Origin of the sequence: Ensifer sp. Root423, from assembly GCF_001426275.1 — a bacterium.
Lineage (GTDB): Bacteria > Pseudomonadota > Alphaproteobacteria > Rhizobiales > Rhizobiaceae > Ensifer > Ensifer adhaerens.
This window is the reverse complement of the sequence record NZ_LMEG01000014.1, coordinates 90,130-107,959: the sequence shown is the minus strand read 5'-3', so window position 1 is coordinate 107,959 and position 17,830 is coordinate 90,130. Positions and strand designations below refer to the sequence as shown.

20 protein-coding genes and 1 riboswitch are annotated in these 17,830 nt (G+C 62.0%); of the genes, 8 read left to right on the top strand and 12 right to left on the bottom strand.

Going from position 1 to position 17,830, the window contains the following annotated elements; translation table 11 throughout:
* The coding region (locus ASD01_RS37260) for a glucoamylase family protein (protein WP_280138780.1) at positions 1-157 on the top strand (157 nt) is incomplete at its 5' end.
* Between the two features lie 25 nt (positions 158-182).
* Positions 183-1,856, top strand: coding sequence for an ABC transporter ATP-binding protein/permease (locus ASD01_RS15780; protein ID WP_034794286.1), 1,674 nt, complete (start codon positions 183-185; stop codon positions 1,854-1,856).
* 90 nt (positions 1,857-1,946) lie between these two features.
* On the opposite strand, the gene ASD01_RS37255 is transcribed toward ASD01_RS15780, so the two are convergent.
* Positions 1,947-2,072, bottom strand: a complete 126-nt coding sequence (locus tag ASD01_RS37255) for a hypothetical protein (protein ID WP_255380881.1) — start codon at positions 2,070-2,072, stop codon at positions 1,947-1,949.
* Between the two features lie 193 nt (positions 2,073-2,265).
* On the bottom strand, positions 2,266-2,508 hold the full coding sequence (locus tag ASD01_RS15775) for a hypothetical protein (protein ID WP_034794289.1): 243 nt from the start codon (positions 2,506-2,508) through the stop codon (positions 2,266-2,268).
* Between the two features lie 227 nt (positions 2,509-2,735).
* On the opposite strand from ASD01_RS15775, the gene ASD01_RS15770 reads away from it, so the two are divergent.
* Both ASD01_RS15770 and ASD01_RS15765 read left to right on the top strand, forming a co-directional pair.
* Positions 2,736-3,650 carry a DnaJ C-terminal domain-containing protein gene (locus ASD01_RS15770; RefSeq protein WP_060528803.1) on the top strand — a complete coding sequence of 305 codons (915 nt, stop codon included), beginning with the start codon at positions 2,736-2,738 and terminating at the stop codon, positions 3,648-3,650.
* A 3-nt stretch (positions 3,651-3,653) separates the two neighbouring features.
* Entirely contained in the window at positions 3,654-3,968 is a 315-nt protein-coding gene (locus ASD01_RS15765; protein WP_034794294.1) for a chaperone modulator CbpM, read from the top strand.
* Here ASD01_RS15765 and ASD01_RS15760 read toward each other — a convergent pair.
* Positions 3,965-4,393 (bottom strand): nuclear transport factor 2 family protein, encoded by a 429-nt coding sequence (locus tag ASD01_RS15760; protein WP_034794296.1) that lies wholly within the window; start codon positions 4,391-4,393, stop codon positions 3,965-3,967. The two genes, ASD01_RS15765 and ASD01_RS15760, sit on opposite strands and share 4 nt — an antisense overlap.
* A 199-nt stretch (positions 4,394-4,592) precedes the next feature.
* Here ASD01_RS15760 and ASD01_RS15755 point away from each other — a divergent pair, with 199 nt between their 5' ends.
* On the top strand, positions 4,593-4,949 hold the full coding sequence (locus ASD01_RS15755) for a hypothetical protein (protein WP_034794298.1): 357 nt from the start codon (positions 4,593-4,595) through the stop codon (positions 4,947-4,949).
* 22 nt (positions 4,950-4,971) lie between these two features.
* Here the strand turns inward: ASD01_RS15755 and ASD01_RS15750 are convergent, their stop codons facing one another.
* Both ASD01_RS15750 and ASD01_RS15745 read right to left on the bottom strand, forming a co-directional pair.
* Positions 4,972-5,958: a copper chaperone PCu(A)C gene (locus ASD01_RS15750; RefSeq protein WP_034794300.1), complete on the bottom strand. Its 987-nt coding sequence runs from the start codon at positions 5,956-5,958 to the stop codon at positions 4,972-4,974.
* A gap of 95 nt (positions 5,959-6,053) precedes the next feature.
* The gene (locus tag ASD01_RS15745) at positions 6,054-6,443 is read right to left on the bottom strand and encodes a hypothetical protein (RefSeq protein ID WP_034794303.1); all 390 of its coding nucleotides are present in this window, start codon (positions 6,441-6,443) and stop codon (positions 6,054-6,056) included.
* A gap of 162 nt (positions 6,444-6,605) precedes the next feature.
* A riboswitch (glycine riboswitch) is annotated at positions 6,606-6,693 on the top strand.
* 140 nt (positions 6,694-6,833) lie between these two features.
* On the opposite strand from ASD01_RS15745, the gene gcvT reads away from it, so the two are divergent.
* Genes gcvT through gcvP form a run of 3 tightly spaced genes read left to right on the top strand, consistent with a single transcriptional unit; the run spans position 6,834 to position 11,216 of the window.
* Positions 6,834-7,973: a glycine cleavage system aminomethyltransferase GcvT gene (gene gcvT, locus ASD01_RS15740; protein WP_034794307.1), complete on the top strand. Its 1,140-nt coding sequence runs from the start codon at positions 6,834-6,836 to the stop codon at positions 7,971-7,973.
* A 16-nt stretch (positions 7,974-7,989) separates the two neighbouring features.
* Complete coding sequence (gene gcvH, locus ASD01_RS15735; RefSeq protein WP_034794310.1) at positions 7,990-8,352, top strand: glycine cleavage system protein GcvH; 363 nt, start codon at positions 7,990-7,992, stop codon at positions 8,350-8,352.
* On the top strand, positions 8,352-11,216 hold the full coding sequence (gcvP, locus tag ASD01_RS15730; RefSeq protein WP_034794312.1) for an aminomethyl-transferring glycine dehydrogenase: 2,865 nt from the start codon (positions 8,352-8,354) through the stop codon (positions 11,214-11,216). Before gcvH ends, gcvP begins: the two co-directional genes overlap by 1 nt.
* 142 nt (positions 11,217-11,358) lie before the next feature.
* Here the strand turns inward: gcvP and ASD01_RS15725 are convergent, their stop codons facing one another.
* From ASD01_RS15725 to sufC, 7 genes are all read right to left on the bottom strand, one after another.
* Positions 11,359-11,787, bottom strand: a complete 429-nt coding sequence (locus tag ASD01_RS15725) for a response regulator (RefSeq protein WP_127889067.1) — start codon at positions 11,785-11,787, stop codon at positions 11,359-11,361.
* Between the two features lie 11 nt (positions 11,788-11,798).
* Entirely contained in the window at positions 11,799-13,304 is a 1,506-nt protein-coding gene (locus ASD01_RS15720; protein WP_051659306.1) for a sensor histidine kinase, read from the bottom strand.
* Positions 13,305-13,396: 92 nt separating this feature from the next.
* Positions 13,397-13,789 (bottom strand): Fe-S cluster assembly scaffold SufA, encoded by a 393-nt coding sequence (gene sufA / locus ASD01_RS15715; RefSeq protein WP_034794319.1) that lies wholly within the window; start codon positions 13,787-13,789, stop codon positions 13,397-13,399.
* Between the two features lie 93 nt (positions 13,790-13,882).
* Complete coding sequence (locus ASD01_RS15710; RefSeq protein WP_034794321.1) at positions 13,883-14,263, bottom strand: SUF system Fe-S cluster assembly protein; 381 nt, start codon at positions 14,261-14,263, stop codon at positions 13,883-13,885.
* Between the two features lie 69 nt (positions 14,264-14,332).
* Positions 14,333-15,574: a cysteine desulfurase gene (locus ASD01_RS15705; protein ID WP_034794323.1), complete on the bottom strand. Its 1,242-nt coding sequence runs from the start codon at positions 15,572-15,574 to the stop codon at positions 14,333-14,335.
* Positions 15,575-15,703: 129 nt separating this feature from the next.
* Positions 15,704-16,984, bottom strand: a complete 1,281-nt coding sequence (sufD, locus tag ASD01_RS15700) for a Fe-S cluster assembly protein SufD (RefSeq protein WP_034794325.1) — start codon at positions 16,982-16,984, stop codon at positions 15,704-15,706.
* Positions 16,985-17,006: 22 nt separating this feature from the next.
* Complete coding sequence (gene sufC / locus ASD01_RS15695) at positions 17,007-17,762, bottom strand: Fe-S cluster assembly ATPase SufC (protein WP_034794631.1); 756 nt, start codon at positions 17,760-17,762, stop codon at positions 17,007-17,009.
* Positions 17,763-17,830 lie beyond the last annotated feature (68 nt).

The window sequence follows — 17,830 nt, the reverse complement described above, 5'->3', positions numbered from 1 at the left end:
CTGGTGGGTCAGCCCCTATCATTTCGGCATCGACCAAGGCCCCGTGGTGCTGATGATCGAGAACTACAGGACCGGCCTGCTGTGGAACATCATGCGCCGCTGCGAGCCGATGGTGGTGGGATTGCGACGGGCAGGCTTCTCCGGCGGCTGGCTCTGACGGCCAAAGCAACAAAGGTACTCTGATGGACAGCCAGCCAGTGCCGATCAGAACAACCGCACTTCGCTTCGCACGGGCTGTCCGGATGCTGCTGACCTCCGAGGTCGGAGGCCGTGCCAAGTTGATGTTTGCCGGGCTTATTGCGCTGCTTTTCGGTCTGAACGGCCTCAACGTCGTCAACAACTACGTCGGCCGAAACTTTATGACGGCGATCGCCGAGCGCCAGATGAACGAGTTCATTCAGCAAGCGGTTTTCTACGTCTGCGTCTTTGCCGTTCTCACCGTCACCGGTGTTATCGCACGTTTTGTCGAAGAACGGCTGGCGCTGCTGTGGCGTGAATTCATGACGAGACGCGCCGTCGATCTCTATTTGGAGGAGGAGACCTATTATCGCGTGGAAGTCTCGGGGACGCTAAGCAATCCGGACCAGCGGATATCGGAGGACATCCAGGCGTTCACCGTCACCACGCTTTCCTACATCATCATGCTGTTCAGCAGCACGCTGACGGTGGTGACGTTCTCAGGCGTGCTCTGGTCGATCAGCCCGCTGCTGTTTGTCGTCGCTGTTTTCTATGCCGCCTGCGGCTCGTATATGACGATCGTGCTCGGTCGGCCGCTGATCGGCCTGAACTATGAGCGGCTCGACAGGGAGGCGAACTTGAGGTCGAGCCTCATGCACCTGCGCGAAAACGCAGAAGCGGTGATGGTGACCAGCGTCGAGGGGCAGCAGAAGACGCGATTGCTAGATCGCCTCGATGCCTTGGTCGTCAACATCCTGACGATTACCGCCGTCAATCGCAACCTGGCCTTTTTTACCAGCGGCTACAACTGGATGATCCAGATCATCCCGGATTTGATCATCGCTCCGGCTTTCATGCGCGGCGAAATCGAGTTTGGGGTGATTACCCAATCAGGTGCAGCCTTCGCCATGCTTGTCGGCGCATTCTCGCTGATCGTCAGGCAGTTCAACTCGATCTCGAATTTCGCCGTCGTCGTTTCTCGACTGAGCGCCTTGCTGGAGGCGATCGAGGAAAGCCGAAAAAGCAGCGTCTCGAGCATCGAACTGGTGAAGCAAGACGGCGATCTGGCCTTTGACCAGGTAACGCTGGGATCGGCAGTCACCCACCCATTGCTTCGCGATCTGTCGCTGTCGATCCCAATGGGAACGCCTGTGCTGATCTCAGGGCCGCATGCGGCCGCGGGGGCTGCGCTCTTCCGGGCCACCGCGGGAATTCCGACCCCCGGCACCGGGCGGATCGAGCGCCCGGAAAGTCTGATGTTTCTGCCGCAACGACCCTATCTGCCGCCGGGTCCTCTTCGGCAATATCTTCTGCCGCCTGGAAGTTCCGAAGGCATCTCCGATAGCCAGGTGCTCAATGTCTTGCGCAGCCTCGGTCTCGATGGGCTCGCCGATGGCGCCGAGGGGCTGGAGAAGGAACAGGATCGGGATATGTCCTTGGGCGACCAGCAGCTCCTGGCCCTCGCCAAGGTGCTTCTCGCCAGGCCACGGTATGTGTTTCTCGACCGGATCGAGGCAACGCTTGGTCGTGAGGCCTTGCGCAACACCCTGAGCCTTCTCCGCCAGAGTTCGATCACCTGCATCAACAACGGCGAGGAAGGCGATACACGCGACCTTTACGGCGCCTTCCTGGATTGCCGGGAGGATGGCAGCTGGACGTGGAAAGACGATCGGACTTGATCAGCCCCATCCCGGCACGCACTCAAGGCCGAGACCTGACCGGCATGCCCCGCCGAGCGATCGCCCGATGACCGATTCTGACGCCGGCACCTACCGCGGCGCGACGATGCCCTGGTAGTAGTCGCCATCACCGCCGACGACCCGCGGCGGACCATTGTAGGTTTGTGAACAGGCGGCCAGCGTGGTGAGCGCAAGCAACAATACGATCGTTCTCATGAAGTCCCCTTCTGGCCTGCATGCCGGCTATGTCCTTGAGACTTGGGAGAATCTGAGGCGGAGCCGGTTAGAAAACAAGTACTAAAATGGTGGTATAACAAAATCTATGATCGTTGAAGATGCAATCTTCAACGATTGCCGCCCGCTATGGGGCGGCAATCCGGACACGGTCAACAATGGATGAAAAGGTCGCCTAGATCGGGCGCTGCCGGTTGGTCTGTTCGCGCTCTCTCCAGTACTGCAGCCGAAGTCGCGGCGCCATGATCCAGGCGATGAACGGCGTGACGAGGAAACAGCTGACGACCACGATCGGGATCGCATATTTGGCGTTGGCCGTGAGGGCCGGTACCGACAGAACGATCAGGATCCCGATGGCGAACACGATGGCGTTGATCATCAGGCCGACCATGATCGCGAGTTGCAGGCGGACGGACATTTCGACCTCCCGAAGCTTCGGGGCGCTACGCCCCTTAAGCGTGCATTTGCGCGGCGGATTGTAGCAGACCGCTCTCATTCGCGAAATGGTGGAGTTCGCGCGGCGTCTCGCCCCTGTTGCGGGCGCAAATCTGCTCTATGCTTTTAGGCGAGCGATTGAAGACGCACGCGCCGGCCCGGCAAGGCTCGGGGAACGTGGTCGATCCGCGCTCGCCCAAAGGAGATCGCATGACGAGCCCATACGAAACGCTCGGTGTCAGCCGCGACGCGACGCAAAAGGACATCCAGAGCGCCTATCGCAAGCTTGCCAAGAAGCTGCACCCGGATCTCAATCCGGGAGACAAGGGCGCGGAGGACCGCTTCAAGGCGGTTTCAGCGGCCTATTCCTTGCTTGGAGACGAAGACAAACGCGGAAAATACGACCGCGGAGAGATCGACGGGACCGGAGCGGAAACGCCGCCCCGGCACTACTACCGCGACTATGCCCAATCAGGCGATGCGGGGGCACGTTACGAAAGCGCGCATGGCTTTTCTGATTTTGCCGAAGCGGACGATATCTTTTCGAGCTTCTTTTCACGGCGCGCGGGCGGGCAGCAGCAGCGCCAGCGCGGTCGCGATACCCATTTCTCGATGGAGATCGCATTTCTCGACGCGGCGAACGGCACCAAGACCCAGATCACCCTGCCCGGCGGCGGACCGGCGCTCGACCTGACCATTCCGCCCGGCACGCGCGATGGCCAGACGCTGAGGCTGCGCGGCAAGGGAGAACCGGGTCGCGACGGCGCACCGGCCGGCGACGCGCTGATCGACATTCGCGTCCGCCCGCATCCGCTCTTTGCCACGGATGGTGACGACGTGCGCTACGAGGTGCCGATATCGCTGAGCGAGGCCGTGCTCGGCGGCAAGATCCGCGTTCCGACGATCGATGGTGCCGTGAACATTTCGATTGCTCCGCACACCAACACGGGCAAGACACTGCGGCTGAAGGGCAAGGGACTGCACAAGCCGGGCGGTGGCCATGGCGATGCTTATGTCAGCCTGAAGATCGTGCTGCCGCAGGCCCCCGACCCGGCGCTTTCCGCCTTCGTCGAAGGCTGGGCCGCCGGCAAGACGGAAGATCCGCGCAAGGGCATGGGAGGATGACCTATGAACGACTGTGAATTTTGCGAACATCTCGATATCGAGGTCAAGGTTCTGCGCATCTGGGTCGAGCAGCGCTGGCTGATGCCCCAGGAGGCTGACGCCGGCTGGCTGTTCGAGGATGCCGACCTTGCGCGCGCGCGTCTGATCCAGGATCTGACGGGCCCCATGGGGGTCAATGACAACGGCGTCGACGTGGCCATGCAACTGCTCGACCAGGTCCACAGCCTACGGGGTCGCCTAGCGGTGTTGATGAACGCCATTCGCTCCCAGGAGCCGGCGGTTCAAAAGCTCATCTTGTCGAGCGCCGAGGAGGATTAGGCGACGGCCGGCTCGTTCAGCAGCCCGACCGTTTCGGCGACAAACAGGGTATCGACGAACTCCGTAAGGTCGACGATCCGATCGTCCCGGAACGTGAACTTGTCGATGATCTCGGTTCGCTCGCGGGTCTGCGACGGGATGAAGCGAACAAAGCCGGCGCGGTGGACGATGACGGTATCGCCATCGGCATAGCAGCCGACCATCTCCATCTCGCTCAGGTCCCAGTTCTTGACGAGCGTCGTGAAACTGTCGCGCACTGTTTCCGGCGTGTTGACGGCCAGTGCCATCGTGCCGAGCCTGCCGCTTCCCACGATGCGGAAGCTGAAGTCCGGATCAAGTTGCGCCATCATGGTGTCGAGGTCGTTGACATCGCGGGCGAGATAAAGGGCCCGCACCCTGAATTCCAGCATGCTTCGCTCAGTCATGACAGCCTCCCCGTTTCTATTAGAACGAGTGTGTTTTAACTTTAGCGATCGCGCAAGTATTAGTGGTGTTCCGGCCCGCTTCGCACCGGTCGCAGTGACCATCGTTAGAGTTTTCCTAAAATGCAACCACCAGTTTTTACCCGCCTTCAGGTGAAACTGAGCGACAAGAATGGATTGCTAACGGGAAGGCAGAGAAAACGTGACACAGGTCGTCACAGTATCCGCAACGACGGCGGCTTATGCGGCAGAAGCGCTGAAGCCGTCTGCACGTGTGCGCGGCGACGGTCCGACCGATGAAGCGATCACGTTGCTCTCGGCGCGGCGCACCGAAGAGCCCAAGTTGACGCCGGTCTCGATCCCGAAGACCAAAGGCGCCCTGCCCCTCTCCTTCATGCTAGCCACGGCCGACGGCCGTCTGCCGGAGCGCTCGGAAGCCGAAGCCCTGCGCCGCTATCTCGAATTCATGCGCGATGACGACGGTGGTTCCGAGAAGCAGGAAAACGAAGGCCGGCAGGATGAGCCCGCCGGCCAGGAGGATGAAAGCGACGCCGCCTGAGGCGGAATCGCAGTTTCTCGGGTCAATGATGCTTTTGGCCGCCGGCTGCCTCACCGCCCTTGGCCGAGCCGACCGGGAACGTCGCATCGACCTTGCCGGCCTTTTCGAAGACGAGCGTGACGGGAACCGTATCGCCTTCCTTGAAGGGCGTCTTCACGTCCATGAACATCAGGTGCAGGCCGCCGGCCTTGAGCTCCACCGTTTCGCCGGCCGGCAATGCCACGCCGTCGTCGAGCTTGCGCATCCGCATCACGTCGTTTTCCATCTTCATCTCGTGGATCTCGACACGCGCGGCCGCAGGGCTCTCGACAGCAACGAGCCGGTCTTCACCTGCCCCACCGTTCTTGATCGTCAGGAAGCCGCCGCCGACCTTGGCGCCCGGCAGCATGGCCTTCACCGAGCCACCGGAGATATCGAGATCGCCGACCTTCGCCGAGCCGCCGGCCGCAGCCATATGTCCGCCATGGCCGGCGTGCGGATCGGCGGCATCGGCCATCGTCACCGTTACGGTCGGTGCCGGGCTTTTCAGGTCATGTGCGTTCTGGCCCTCGGCAGCCACCTGGTCCCAGACGACCTTGCCTTCGGTGCCGCAAAGCTGCGTGGTCGGGAAGGCCAGCACAGTCTCCTTGTCGAAGCCCGAGACTTTACCGCGCACGACAAAGGTGTCGTAGTATTCGTTGGGAAGATTGCCGCCCTTCCACCGGATCTCCAGTGGGCCGGACGAGACCTTCTTGCCGTGATTGTCATAGGTCTTCTGGTAATCGCCCTTGATGATCTCGATTTCCCAGCCGGGCTTCGGCTGCGGTTGGGCGAAGACGAAGCCTTCCGGCAGCTTGATCTGTACTTCCGTCGTCGGCTTGCCGTCGCAGCCATGCGGAACCTGCAGCACCGCCTTGAAGGTGGTCTCCACCGGCGCCGTGTCTTTCTCGAAGGTGGCATGGGCGTGGGCGATGCCGCTTGCGGCAAGGGTAAGGCCGAGCGAAAGCGAAACGATCCTGGTCTTTGTCATGTCGTAATCTCCTGACCACGCGCCGGGCTTTGCCCGATGTCCGGTGGTCCAAGCCGCTTGAACGCGGCAAATTGTATTGGGATGCGAGAGGAGAATTACGAACGCGCCGGAGGCCCGCGCGAAGGCGGCAGCAACCGCAGATGCTGATGGGGTGTCGCGTATTCAGCGACAGCTGTCGAAACCTGCCACGCGCCCGTTTCGGCGCGAACGCTCTCGGTTGGCGGAGCCGGCAGCAGGATAGAGCCCGAAAGACGGCAGGCCTCGCAGACCGGGGCCATCGCCTGGCCCTTGCCGCTTTCGTGGTCGACGCCATCCATGCCGAAGCAGATTTCGGCGATCGTTCCGTCAGGCAATTGATAGGCGGAAATTTCAGCCGGGCTCAGGCTCTTGGCGCTGAGCGGCTTGTGGGCAAAGGTCAGGAAAACGAGCGCAAAGACGGCGATCAGCCGCACTGCTATCCCGAATTTTCCGTCGCGCCCTGTCATGGTTATCCCCGGTATCTGTCTTGGGTTATCCTCAACCGGAGAAGAATGCAAAGGCAGAATTGCCGCACCCTGCCCGGCTGCGTCTTTTGGTCATGCGACAAAAATGTGTTTCGGCGCGACACCGCCCCCTTGCCAAGCTCTGGCCTTCGCCGTTATCTGGAGACGATCTTGTTGGGAGAAGCCGGTTCACTCCGGTGCCGAAGGAGCAACCGCCCCGGAAACTCTCAGGCCAAAGGACCAGCAAGGTGCCGGTAGGACTCTGGAGAGAAGCGTTTTACGCTCGCCGAAGGGATAACAATCTCAGGCAAAGGGACAGAGGGGGCTCGAATCGACGGCGATTGACGCCGGAAGTGTGAGCCGGCGCGGGAGCGCCAGACCTGGAGGCCGGATTTGGAAAACAATCCTCATTTGAAACAGACGCCGCTGCATGCGCTGCACCTTTCGCTGGGCGCCCGCATGGTACCCTTTGCCGGTTACGACATGCCGGTGCAGTACCCCGATGGCGTGATGAAGGAACACCAGCACACCCGTGTTGCTGCCGGTCTCTTCGATGTATCGCATATGGGCCAGGTCATCGTTCGGCCGAAGTCCGGCAAGATCGAGGACGCGGCCCTGGCGCTCGAAAAGCTGGTGCCGGTCGATGTGCTCGGCCTTGCCGAGGGCCGCCAGCGTTATGGCCTCTTCACCAATGCCGAAGGCGGTATCCTCGACGACCTGATGATCACCAACCGCGGCGACCATCTCTTCCTCGTCGTCAACGCCGCCTGCAAGGACGCCGACTTCGAGCTCCTGAAGGCCGGTCTCTCCGATACCTGCGACGTGACGATGCTCGACGATCGCGCGCTGATCGCGCTTCAGGGCCCGCACGCCGAAGCCGTGCTCGGCGAACTCTGGGCTGATGTCTCCGCCATGCGCTTCATGGACGTCGCCGAAGCCGACCTGCATGACGTCACCTGCATCATTTCCCGCTCGGGCTATACCGGCGAAGACGGTTTCGAGATCTCCATTCCCGTTGCCTCCGCCGTCGATGTTACCCAACGCCTGCTCGAACATCCCGATGTGAAGCCGATCGGCCTTGGCGCCCGCGATTCGCTGCGCCTTGAAGCCGGTCTTTGTCTCTATGGCAACGACATCGACACCGCCACGACCCCGGTCGAAGGGGCGCTCGAATGGGCACTGCAGAAGGCGCGCCGCGCCGGTGGCGCCCGCGAAGGTGGTTTCCCCGGTGCCGATCGTATCCTCGGCCAGTTCGCCGCTGGCGCCTCGCGCCGCCGCGTCGGCCTGAAGCCCGAGGGACGCGCGCCGGTTCGCGGCGGCGCTAACCTCTTTGCCGATGCCGAGGGCAAGACCCCGGTCGGCCAGGTGACCTCGGGTGGCTTCGGCCCCTCGGTCGATGGCCCGGTCGCCATGGGCTATGTCGATGCCGGCCATATCGAGAACGGCACCACCCTTTTTGCGGAAGTGCGCGGCAAGTACCTGCCGGTGGCGGTCGCCGCCCTTCCCTTCGTCAAACAAACCTACAAACGCTGATCAGGAGAGAGCGCACATGTTGAAGTTCACTGAGGAACACGAGTGGCTGAAGATCGAAGCTGGTGTCGCAACCGTCGGCATCACCGAGCATGCCGCCGGCCAGCTCGGCGATCTCGTCTTCGTTGAACTGCCGGAAACCGGCTCGAACTTTGCCAAGGGCGATAGCGCCGCCACCGTCGAATCCGTCAAGGCAGCTTCCGACGTCTATTGTCCGCTTGACGGCGAAATCGTCGAAGTGAACCAGGCGATCGTCGACGACCCGTCGCTCGTCAACAGCGACCCGCAGGGTGCTGCCTGGTTCTTCAAGCTGAAGCTTGCCAACCCCAGCGATGCCGATGCCCTCCTCGAGGAAGCGGCCTACAAGGAGCTCGTCGCCTGATGAGCATGCCCAAGGATTTCACCTTTACGGACTACAAGCCGTATGACTTCGCCAATCGGCGTCATATCGGCCCGTCGCCGGCCGAAATGGACGAGATGCTGAAGGTCGTCGGTTACCCGACGCTCGATGCGCTGATCGATGACACCGTGCCGCCGTCGATCCGCCAGAAAACGCCGCTTGCCTGGGGCGCGCCGATGACCGAGCGCGAGGCGCTCGACAAGATGCGCGAAACGGCCAACCGCAACCAGAAGCTCGTGTCGCTGATCGGCCAGGGCTACTACGGCACGATCACGCCACCGGTCATCCAGCGCAACATCCTGGAAAACCCGGCCTGGTACACGGCCTATACGCCCTACCAGCCGGAAATCAGCCAGGGCCGCCTCGAAGCGCTGCTCAACTACCAGACCATGGTCTGCGACCTGACTGGCCTCGACGTTGCCAACGCGTCGCTTCTCGATGAAGCGACCGCAGCCGCTGAAGCGATGGCGATGGCCGAGCGCGTCTCGAAGTCGAAGGCCAAGTCCTTCTTCGTCGACGAAAACTGCCATCCGCAGACGATCGCGCTTCTGAAGACCCGCGCCGAGCCGCTCGGCTGGCAGATTGTCATCGGCAATCCCTTCGCCGATCTCGATCCGGTCGACGTCTTCGGCGCGATCTTCCAGTATCCGGGCACCTACGGCCATGTGAACGACTTCACCGGCCTGATTGCCCGCCTGCACCAGACTGGCGCTATCGCGACCGTTGCCGCCGATCCGCTGGCGCTGGCGCTTCTGAAGTCGCCTGGCGAAATGGGCGCCGATATCGCCATCGGCTGCACCCAGCGCTTCGGCGTTCCGGTCGGCTATGGGGGTCCGCATGCGGCCTATATGGCCGTCAAGGATGCACACAAGCGCTCGATGCCCGGCCGTCTCGTCGGCGTCTCGGTCGACGCGCGCGGCAACCGCGCCTACCGCCTGTCGCTGCAGACCCGCGAACAGCACATCCGCCGCGAAAAGGCGACGTCGAACATCTGCACCGCGCAGGTTCTGCTCGCCGTCATGGCCTCGATGTACGCCGTCTTCCATGGACCGAAGGGCATCAAGGCGATCGCCCAGAGCGTTCACCAGAAGACCGTTCGTCTCGCCATGGGTCTCGAAAAGCTCGGCTACACGGTCGAGCCCGATGTGTTTTTCGACACGATCACCGTCGAAGTCGGCAAGCTGCAGGGCATCATCCTCAAGACCGCGGTCGCCGAGGAAGTGAACCTGCGCAAGATCGGCGAGACCAAGATCGGCATCAGCCTCGACGAGCGCTCGCGCCCCGTCACGCTCGAAGCCGTCTGGCGCGCCTTCGGTGGCGACTTCAAGGTGGAAGAGTTCGAGCCGGGTTACCGCCTGCCGCAGCCGCTGCTGCGCACCAGCGAATACCTGATGCACCCGATCTTCCATATGAACCGCGCCGAAAGCGAGATGACGCGCTACATCCGCCGTCTGTCGGACCGCGACCTGGCGCTCGATCGGGCGATGATCCCGCTCGGCTCGTGCACGATGAAGCTGAACGCGACCGCCGAGATGCTGCCGATCACCTGGCCGGAATTCTCGGAGATCCATCCCTTCGTGCCGAAGGATCAGGCGGCTGGCTACCAGCACATGATCGAAGACCTGTCGGAGAAGCTCTGCGCCGTCACCGGCTATGACGCGATCTCCATGCAGCCGAACTCCGGTGCACAGGGCGAATATGCCGGTCTCCTGACGATCCGTGCATACCACCTTGCGCAGGGCAACGCCCATCGCGACGTCTGCCTGATCCCGACCTCGGCGCACGGCACCAACCCTGCGTCGGCCCAGATGGCCGGCATGAAGGTGGTCGTCATCAAGGTCAGCGAAAACGGCGACATCGACATGGAAGATTTCCGTGCGAAAGCCGAGCAGTATGCCGACAATCTCTCGTGCTGCATGATCACCTATCCTTCGACGCACGGCGTGTTCGAGGAGAATGTGCGTGAGGTCTGCGAGATCGTGCACAAGCACGGTGGCCAGGTCTACATGGACGGCGCCAACATGAACGCCATGGTCGGCCTTGCCCGCCCCGGCGACATCGGCTCCGACGTCAGCCATCTCAACCTGCACAAGACCTTCTGCATTCCGCACGGCGGCGGCGGTCCCGGCATGGGCCCGATCGGCGTCAAGGCGCATTTGGCGCCATACCTGCCCGGCCACCCGGAAACGGACGGCCAGGACGGCGCGGTTTCGGCGGCTCCCTTCGGTTCGGCCTCGATCCTGCCGATCTCCTGGAGCTACTGCCTGATGATGGGTGGCGAAGGCCTGACCCAGGCGACGAAGGTGGCGATCCTCAACGCCAACTACATTGCAGCAAGGCTCAAGGGCGCCTACGAGGTGCTCTACAAGTCGTCGAAGGGGCGTGTCGCGCATGAATGCATCATCGACACCCGCCCGCTGGTCGAAAGCGCCGGCGTGACCGTTGACGACGTCGCCAAGCGCCTGATCGACTGCGGTTTTCACGCCCCGACCATGAGCTGGCCGGTTGCCGGAACTCTGATGATCGAGCCGACCGAATCGGAAACCAAGGCCGAGATCGACCGATTCTGCGAGGCAATGCTTGCCATCCGCGAGGAAGCCCGTGCGATCGAGGAAGGTCGCATGGACAAGACCAATAACCCGCTGAAGAACGCTCCGCACACGGTCGAAGACCTGGTCGGCGAATGGGATCGCCCCTATTCGCGCGAGCAGGCCTGCTACCCGCCGGGCGCCTTCCGGGTCGACAAGTACTGGTCGCCGGTCAATCGTGTCGACAACGTCTTCGGTGACCGCAACCTCGTCTGCACCTGCCCGCCGCTCGAAAGCTACGCGGAAGCCGCAGAGTAACGACATCGACCGGCGGAGCAGCAATGCTCCGCCGGTTGTTTTCTCCGGCGCGGCTGCGCCCGGACGGATGCGCGCCTGTGCGCTCGACCCCATTCCCCAAAAAAACGTGGCGTGTATTACCGATCGCGTGAAGACAGCTGGCCTATCGGCGCGCGCTCATGCCCGGTGGCAGGATTGTGCTTTCGACCCAGAAGCGAATGAACGCCTCGGCGAAGCGACGATATTCGATGACCGAAGACGGCTTTGCCGCATAGGCATTGGCGCCGGCACCGTAGCAGTGAAGCACGTCGGCCGGATTGATCGAGGACGTCAGCACGATGATCGGGATGAGCGCAGTGGCACGGCTCTTGCGCACGCGCCTTAGGAGCTCGATCCCATCGCTGCCGGGCAGCTTGATATCCATCAGCATGTAGTCGAAGTGCCCGCTGGAGAGCTGTTCCACGGCCTCGTCCGCGTCGGTCACCAGGACGAGTTCGATCGATTTGTCGATCTGGGCAAAGGCGCGCATCACGAAACGCGCATCGTGCGCGTCGTCTTCCACCAAGAGCAATCGCTTTGGCGTCGAGGTCACCTTGTTCCGCCCTACTTCGCCTTCCTCAGCCACCTCGGAAGCAACACGATGAAACGTGCGCCTTCTCGGAAGCTCGTGTCAAGGCAGATCGAACCGCCATGGCTTTCGGCGATGCGTTTGGCGAGCGACAAGCCGATTCCCGTGCCGCCATAGACCGTTTCATCCTTGTGCAGCCGCTGGAACACTTCGAAGATGCGCGTCGCAAACCGCGGATCGATGCCGATGCCGTTGTCCTCTACGACCAGTTCCACCGTTTGGTGCAAAACGCTGCCGTGGATGCGGATGACCGGGGGGCGGTCGGCGTGCCGGTACTTGATCGCATTGCCGACGAGGTTCTGGACCAGGCGGCGCAGCAGCTCGGGATCCCCTTCCAGTTCCGGCAGTGGGCCTACCTCGAAGGTTGCGTTTGCGTCGTTTGCGTCACCGGCGAGAATCGTCAGCGTCTCCGAGACGACGTCGCTCAGCCGCACCTGGGTCCAGTCGGTGATGCGATGCGCGATCTGCGCATAGTCGAGCAGGCTGTCGACCACGCGGTTCATGCGCCGGACGCTGTCGCGCAGGTGCCGGGCATTTTCCGCAAGTTCGGTCTGATTGCCTGCCTTGAGGTCGTCTTCGATCATCTCGGAGAACATCGAGATGTGCCGAAGCGGCGCCTTGAGATCGTGGGAGACGGTGGCGGTGAACTGATCGAGCGCCTCGTTCTTGTGTTCCAGTTCCTGCCGTTGCCGCTCGAGCGCGAGCTCGGCGCGCTTCAGATCCGTGACATCGACACGCGCGACGACCGTGTTGCCATCCTTGGCCTTGATGTTCTCCACCCTCAGCCAGCGGTCGTCGGCATAGCGGTGGATCTTCGGCTTTCCGTCCGGATAGCGGAAATCGCGCAGACGCGAGGCGATCCATTCGTTGCCTTCGCGCGTGCCCGGCAAGGCGTCCGGGTAGTGACCGCCCTGGCGCGCCAAGAGCAGGATTTCCTCGGCGGTGATGCCGGGCTTGAGTGCCGGACCGGCAGGCCCGCAGATCGCCTGATAGGCCCTGTTATAGACGACCAGCCGTTCCTCCCTGTCGAAGATGGCAAAGCCTTCAGGCATTGCTTCGAGGGCCGCATTCAGCATCTCGGAAGCCTTCTGCCGTTCGCTCACCGCTTCGGTCAGGTCCGAAACGTCTCTGATGATACCGATAAGCGCCAGTTCTTCGCCTTGGTCGTTGATCAGGGGCGTGGTGCGCAGATGCCCGGAGAATGTCGAGCCGTCACGCCTGATATAAAGATAGTTCGAAGTCCGGGGGGCGGTTTCGTCCACGCGCGCCGCCCGGTTCTGCAGGCGCTTGGCATATTCCGCATCGGTCGCGTAGATCAGGCGCACGGATCTGTCGATGAACTCCGCGGACGGATAACCGAACTGGCGAAGTGCTGCATTGTTCGCGGAACGGATGATACGCTCGGCGTCGATGATGATCACGGGATCGGGAAACGTTTCGTAGAGCGCCTTGAAGACGAGATCTTCGTTCAACGCCGCCATGTCCCTCTCCCTATTCCATAGATGTGTATCTCAGCAGAAAAAAGGCCCGGCGAAAACCGGGCCGACCTATTCAATTGAAGGAATGGTAAAACTCAGTTGGCGCGCACTACGGCGTCACCCTGTGCCGCAAGTGCGGCCAGATCGGCCGGCTTCAGCTCGACCGATTCGCCACATCCGCAGGCGGATGTCTGGTTGGGATTGTGGAAGGTGAATCCGGAGCGCAGCGTCGTCACTTCGAAATCCATCTGCGTGCCGAGCAGATAGAGCACGGCTTCCGGCGCAATCCAGACCTTGGCGCCCTGATGCTCGATCAGGTCGTCCTTGGGGTTCGGCTCGGTCACGAGATCGACGGCATATTCCATGCCGGCGCAGCCACCCTTCTTGATGCCGACGCGAATGCCCTTGGCATCGGCGCCGGAATTCTCGACGATCGCGCGCACGCGGCCGGCAGCAGCATCGGTCAGGCTCATCACGGCAAAGCCCATGGGCTCATTCTCCTTGTCGTCACCGGGGTAAAGGCCCGGCGCCTTACAGAATCAAATGTAGTATCCGTGCCTTAACGGATCAATACGCGAGGCTCAGTACCACCCGACGGCGACCTGTGCTTCCTCGGACATCCGGTCCGGCGTCCACGGCGGATCGAAGGTCATTTTGACCTCCACACCCGAGACGCCCTCGACGGCGCCGACGGCGTTCTCGACCCAGCCCGGCATCTCGCCCGCCACCGGGCAGCCGGGTGCTGTCAGCGTCATGTCGATCTTGACCATGCGGTCGTCTTCGATGTCGATCTTGTAGATGAGACCGAGTTCGAAGATGTCGGCCGGGATTTCCGGGTCGTAGACGGTCTTCAGCGCCGCGATGATGTCGTCGCTGAGGCGCGCAATCTCTTCGGTTGGGATCGCCGAATGCACGATGCCCTCGCGGACGTCGACCTTTTCTTCCGTTGCATCAAGGCTCATGTCGGCCTCCTGGACTTTCTCTAGTGGTTCAGCAGATTGGGATAAATCCCTGAACTTTTTACAAATTTCTTAGGCGAAGAACTTTCGTGCATGCTCCAGCGCGTCGACCAGCGCATCGACCTCGGCCCGTGTGTTGTAGAGCCCGAAGGATGCACGGCATGTGGAGGTCACGCCGAAACGTTTCAAGAGCGGCTGGGCGCAATGGGTACCGGCGCGAACAGCGACACCGGCACGGTCGATTACCATCGACACATCGTGCGAATGAATGCCGGCAAGCTCGAAGGCGAAAATGCTACCCTTGTCGGGCGTGTTGCCGAAGACCCGCAGCGAATTGACCGACGAGAGGCGCTCGCGCGCATAGGCCGTCAGATCGGCTTCATGCGCCTGGATCGCTGCACGACCAAGCTTGTCCATGTAATCGAGCGCATAGCCAAGGCCGATTGCCTGCACGATCGGGGGCGTGCCGGCCTCGAAGCGGTGCGGCGGATCGTTGTAGGTAACATAATCCTCGGTCACCACCTCGATCATCTCACCGCCGCCGAGGAACGGTCGCATCTCCTTCAGCCGGTCCGTCTTGCCGTAGAGCACACCGACACCGGAGGGGCCGTAGAGCTTGTGGCCGGTCATCACGTACCAGTCGCAATCGATGTCCTGGACGTCGACTGGCATGTGCACGGCGCCCTGGCTGCCGTCGACGAGTACAGGGATGCCGCGCTCGCGGGCGATGCGGCAGATTTCCTTGACCGGAACAACGGTTCCGAGCGCATTCGACATATGGGTGATGGCGATGAGCTTGGTCTTGTCCGTCAGGCACTTGACGAAATCTTCGACGTGCAACGCGCCGTCGTCATCGACCGGGATCCAGACGAGCTTGGCGCCCTGGCGTTCGCGGATGAAATGCCAGGGAACGATGTTGGAGTGGTGCTCCATGATCGACAGCACGATCTCGTCGCCCTCGCCGAGCTTCGGCATGCCGTAGCCATAGGCGACCGTGTTGATCGCCTCGGTCGAAGACTTGGTGAAGATGACGTTGTCGACCGACGGGGCATTGAGGAAGCGGCGCACCTTTTCGCGTGCCGCCTCATAGGCTTCCGTCGCGGCATTCGACAGGAAATGCAGGCCGCGATGGACGTTGGCGTATTCGTTGGAATAGGCATGGGAGATCGCATCGATCACGACCTGTGGCTTCTGTGCCGATGCGCCGTTGTCGAGATAGACGAGCGGCTTGCCGTAGACGGTTTTCGACAGGATCGGAAAATCCTTGCGGATCGTTTCGACGTCGTAGGCGGGCACCGGTACAGAGTGTTCCATGTCTTCAATCCAATTTCGCCACGTCGCCGCGCGTCCCTGAGGACGCGCTAAGCGCACTGCAACATGTTGAAGTCCCGCGCAATTTTACCCCAAATCGACGCCGATTTAAGGAATTACGCAGACAGCCCGTCAGGCGTGCTTGTCGAGCCAGGTCGAGATGACCTCTTCCAGCGCCTCGACCAGCGCCTCGTCATCTTCCAGCTCTTCGACGATCTCGGCAACAAAGGCATTGACGAGCATGGCCCGAGCCTTGTTTTCCGGAACACCGCGCGCCATCAGGTAGAAGAGCTGCGTGTGGTCGATATCGGCAACCGTCGCACCGTGGCCGCACTGCACGTCGTCGGCGAAGATCTCCAGCTCAGGCTTCGCCGAGAGATCGGCGTCGTCGGATAGAAGCAGCGTGTTGCATGCCATCTTCGCGTCGGTCTTCTGCGCGTCCTTGGCAACCAGGATCTTGCCCTGGAACACGCCCTTGGCACGATCGAACACGACGTTGCGGATGATCTCCGTCGACGTGGTGTGCGGTACGTTGTGGCCGAGCGTGAAGGTCACGTCCGTGTGGCTCTCGCCGCCGAGCAGGTTGATGCCGCGCAGTTTGAAATCCGCACCCTCGCCGCTCGTCTTGCCATGGATCTCCTGGCGCACCAGCTTGCCGCCGGCGTTGATCACGAAGAGATGCAGCTTGGCATTCTTGCCGAGGTCGAAGCGGATCTGGCCGAGATGGGTATCGGCAGCGCCCTGCTGCTGCAGGATGATCCAGATGACATCGGCACCGTCGGCGAGCGTAATGTCGCTAACGGAGGAGACGAAGCTCTCGCCGTCTTTGGTCGACAGATGCCGCTCGATCACGGTTGCCTTGGCGTTGGCGCCGAACGTCACCGGGAAGCGCGTATGCGCCTGGCCGACACTCTGTACCAGCTGAATTTCCAGCGGATTTTCGACCGTTGCATCATCGCCGACGGCGATTTCGAGACCGCCGCGCACGAGACCGCCGTTGATGCGGCCGATCGCGTCGTCAAAGCCGAGCACAGCGAGGCCAGCCGTGGCCGAACCGTCGAGCAGGCTGTCGACATAGGAACGGACCGTCACGCCCTCGGGAAGGTTGCCCTTGACCTCGGCCTGGCCGTTTCGGACCGAAAACACCGTCGAGCCCGGAACCAGCGCGTCGACGCGATCGGCAAAAGCCGTCGGATCGGTAGCCGGCACCGCGCGCAGCAGCGTGCGCAGGTCGGTGTAGTGCCAGGATTCGACACGGCGGGTCGGCAGACCCGCAGTCCTCAGTTCGTGCACCAGCGTGTCGCGAACCGAAAGCACCGAACCGTCACCCGGCAGATCGCCGATCTGCGCGGTATAGGCGTCGACGAGCGCCGTCTCGGCCGCCGTCATCTTGATTGCCTGTTGCATATTCATTCGAACACTCCTTCAACAGGCTCTAAGCTGCGGCCTCGATGATATCCGCGTAGCCGTTGGCTTCGAGTTCGTGCGCCAGCGTCTTGTCGCCCGACTTGATCACCTGGCCCTTGTAGAGGACGTGCACCGTGTCGGGCACGATGTAGTCGAGCAGGCGCTGGTAGTGGGTGATGACGACGACGGCGCGATCCGGCGAACGCAGGGCGTTGACGCCGTCGGCGACGATCTTCAGCGCATCGATGTCGAGGCCGGAGTCGGTTTCGTCGAGCACGCAAAGCTTCGGCTGGAGCAGCGACATCTGCAGGATTTCGGCGCGCTTCTTCTCACCGCCGGAGAAGCCGACGTTGAGCGGGCGACGCAGCATTTCCGGTGCGATCTTCAGCTCGGCAGCGGCTTCCTTGACGCGGCGCATGAATTCCGGCGTCGTCAGCTCGTCTTCACCGCGATACTTGCGCTGTTCGTTCATCGCCACCTTCAGGAACTGCATGGTGGCAACGCCCGGGATTTCGACCGGGTACTGGAAGGCAAGGAAGATGCCCTTGGCCGCACGCTCGGACGCGTCGAGTTCCAGGATGCTTTCGCCGTTGTAGAGGATGTCGCCTTCGGTGACTTCGTAATCTTCGCGGCCCGACAGGATGTAGGAGAGCGTCGACTTGCCGGAGCCGTTCGGGCCCATGATGGCGGCAACTTCGCCGGCCTTCACGGTCAGGTTCAGGCCGCGGATGATCTCGGTGCCGTCTTCGGCGATGCGGGCGTGCAGGTTCTTGATTTCAAGCATTTCTATCGTCCTCTTGGGAAACGAACGTTCGTTCGCGCGCAAACTCTCGGTGCGCGCCATTCAATTTT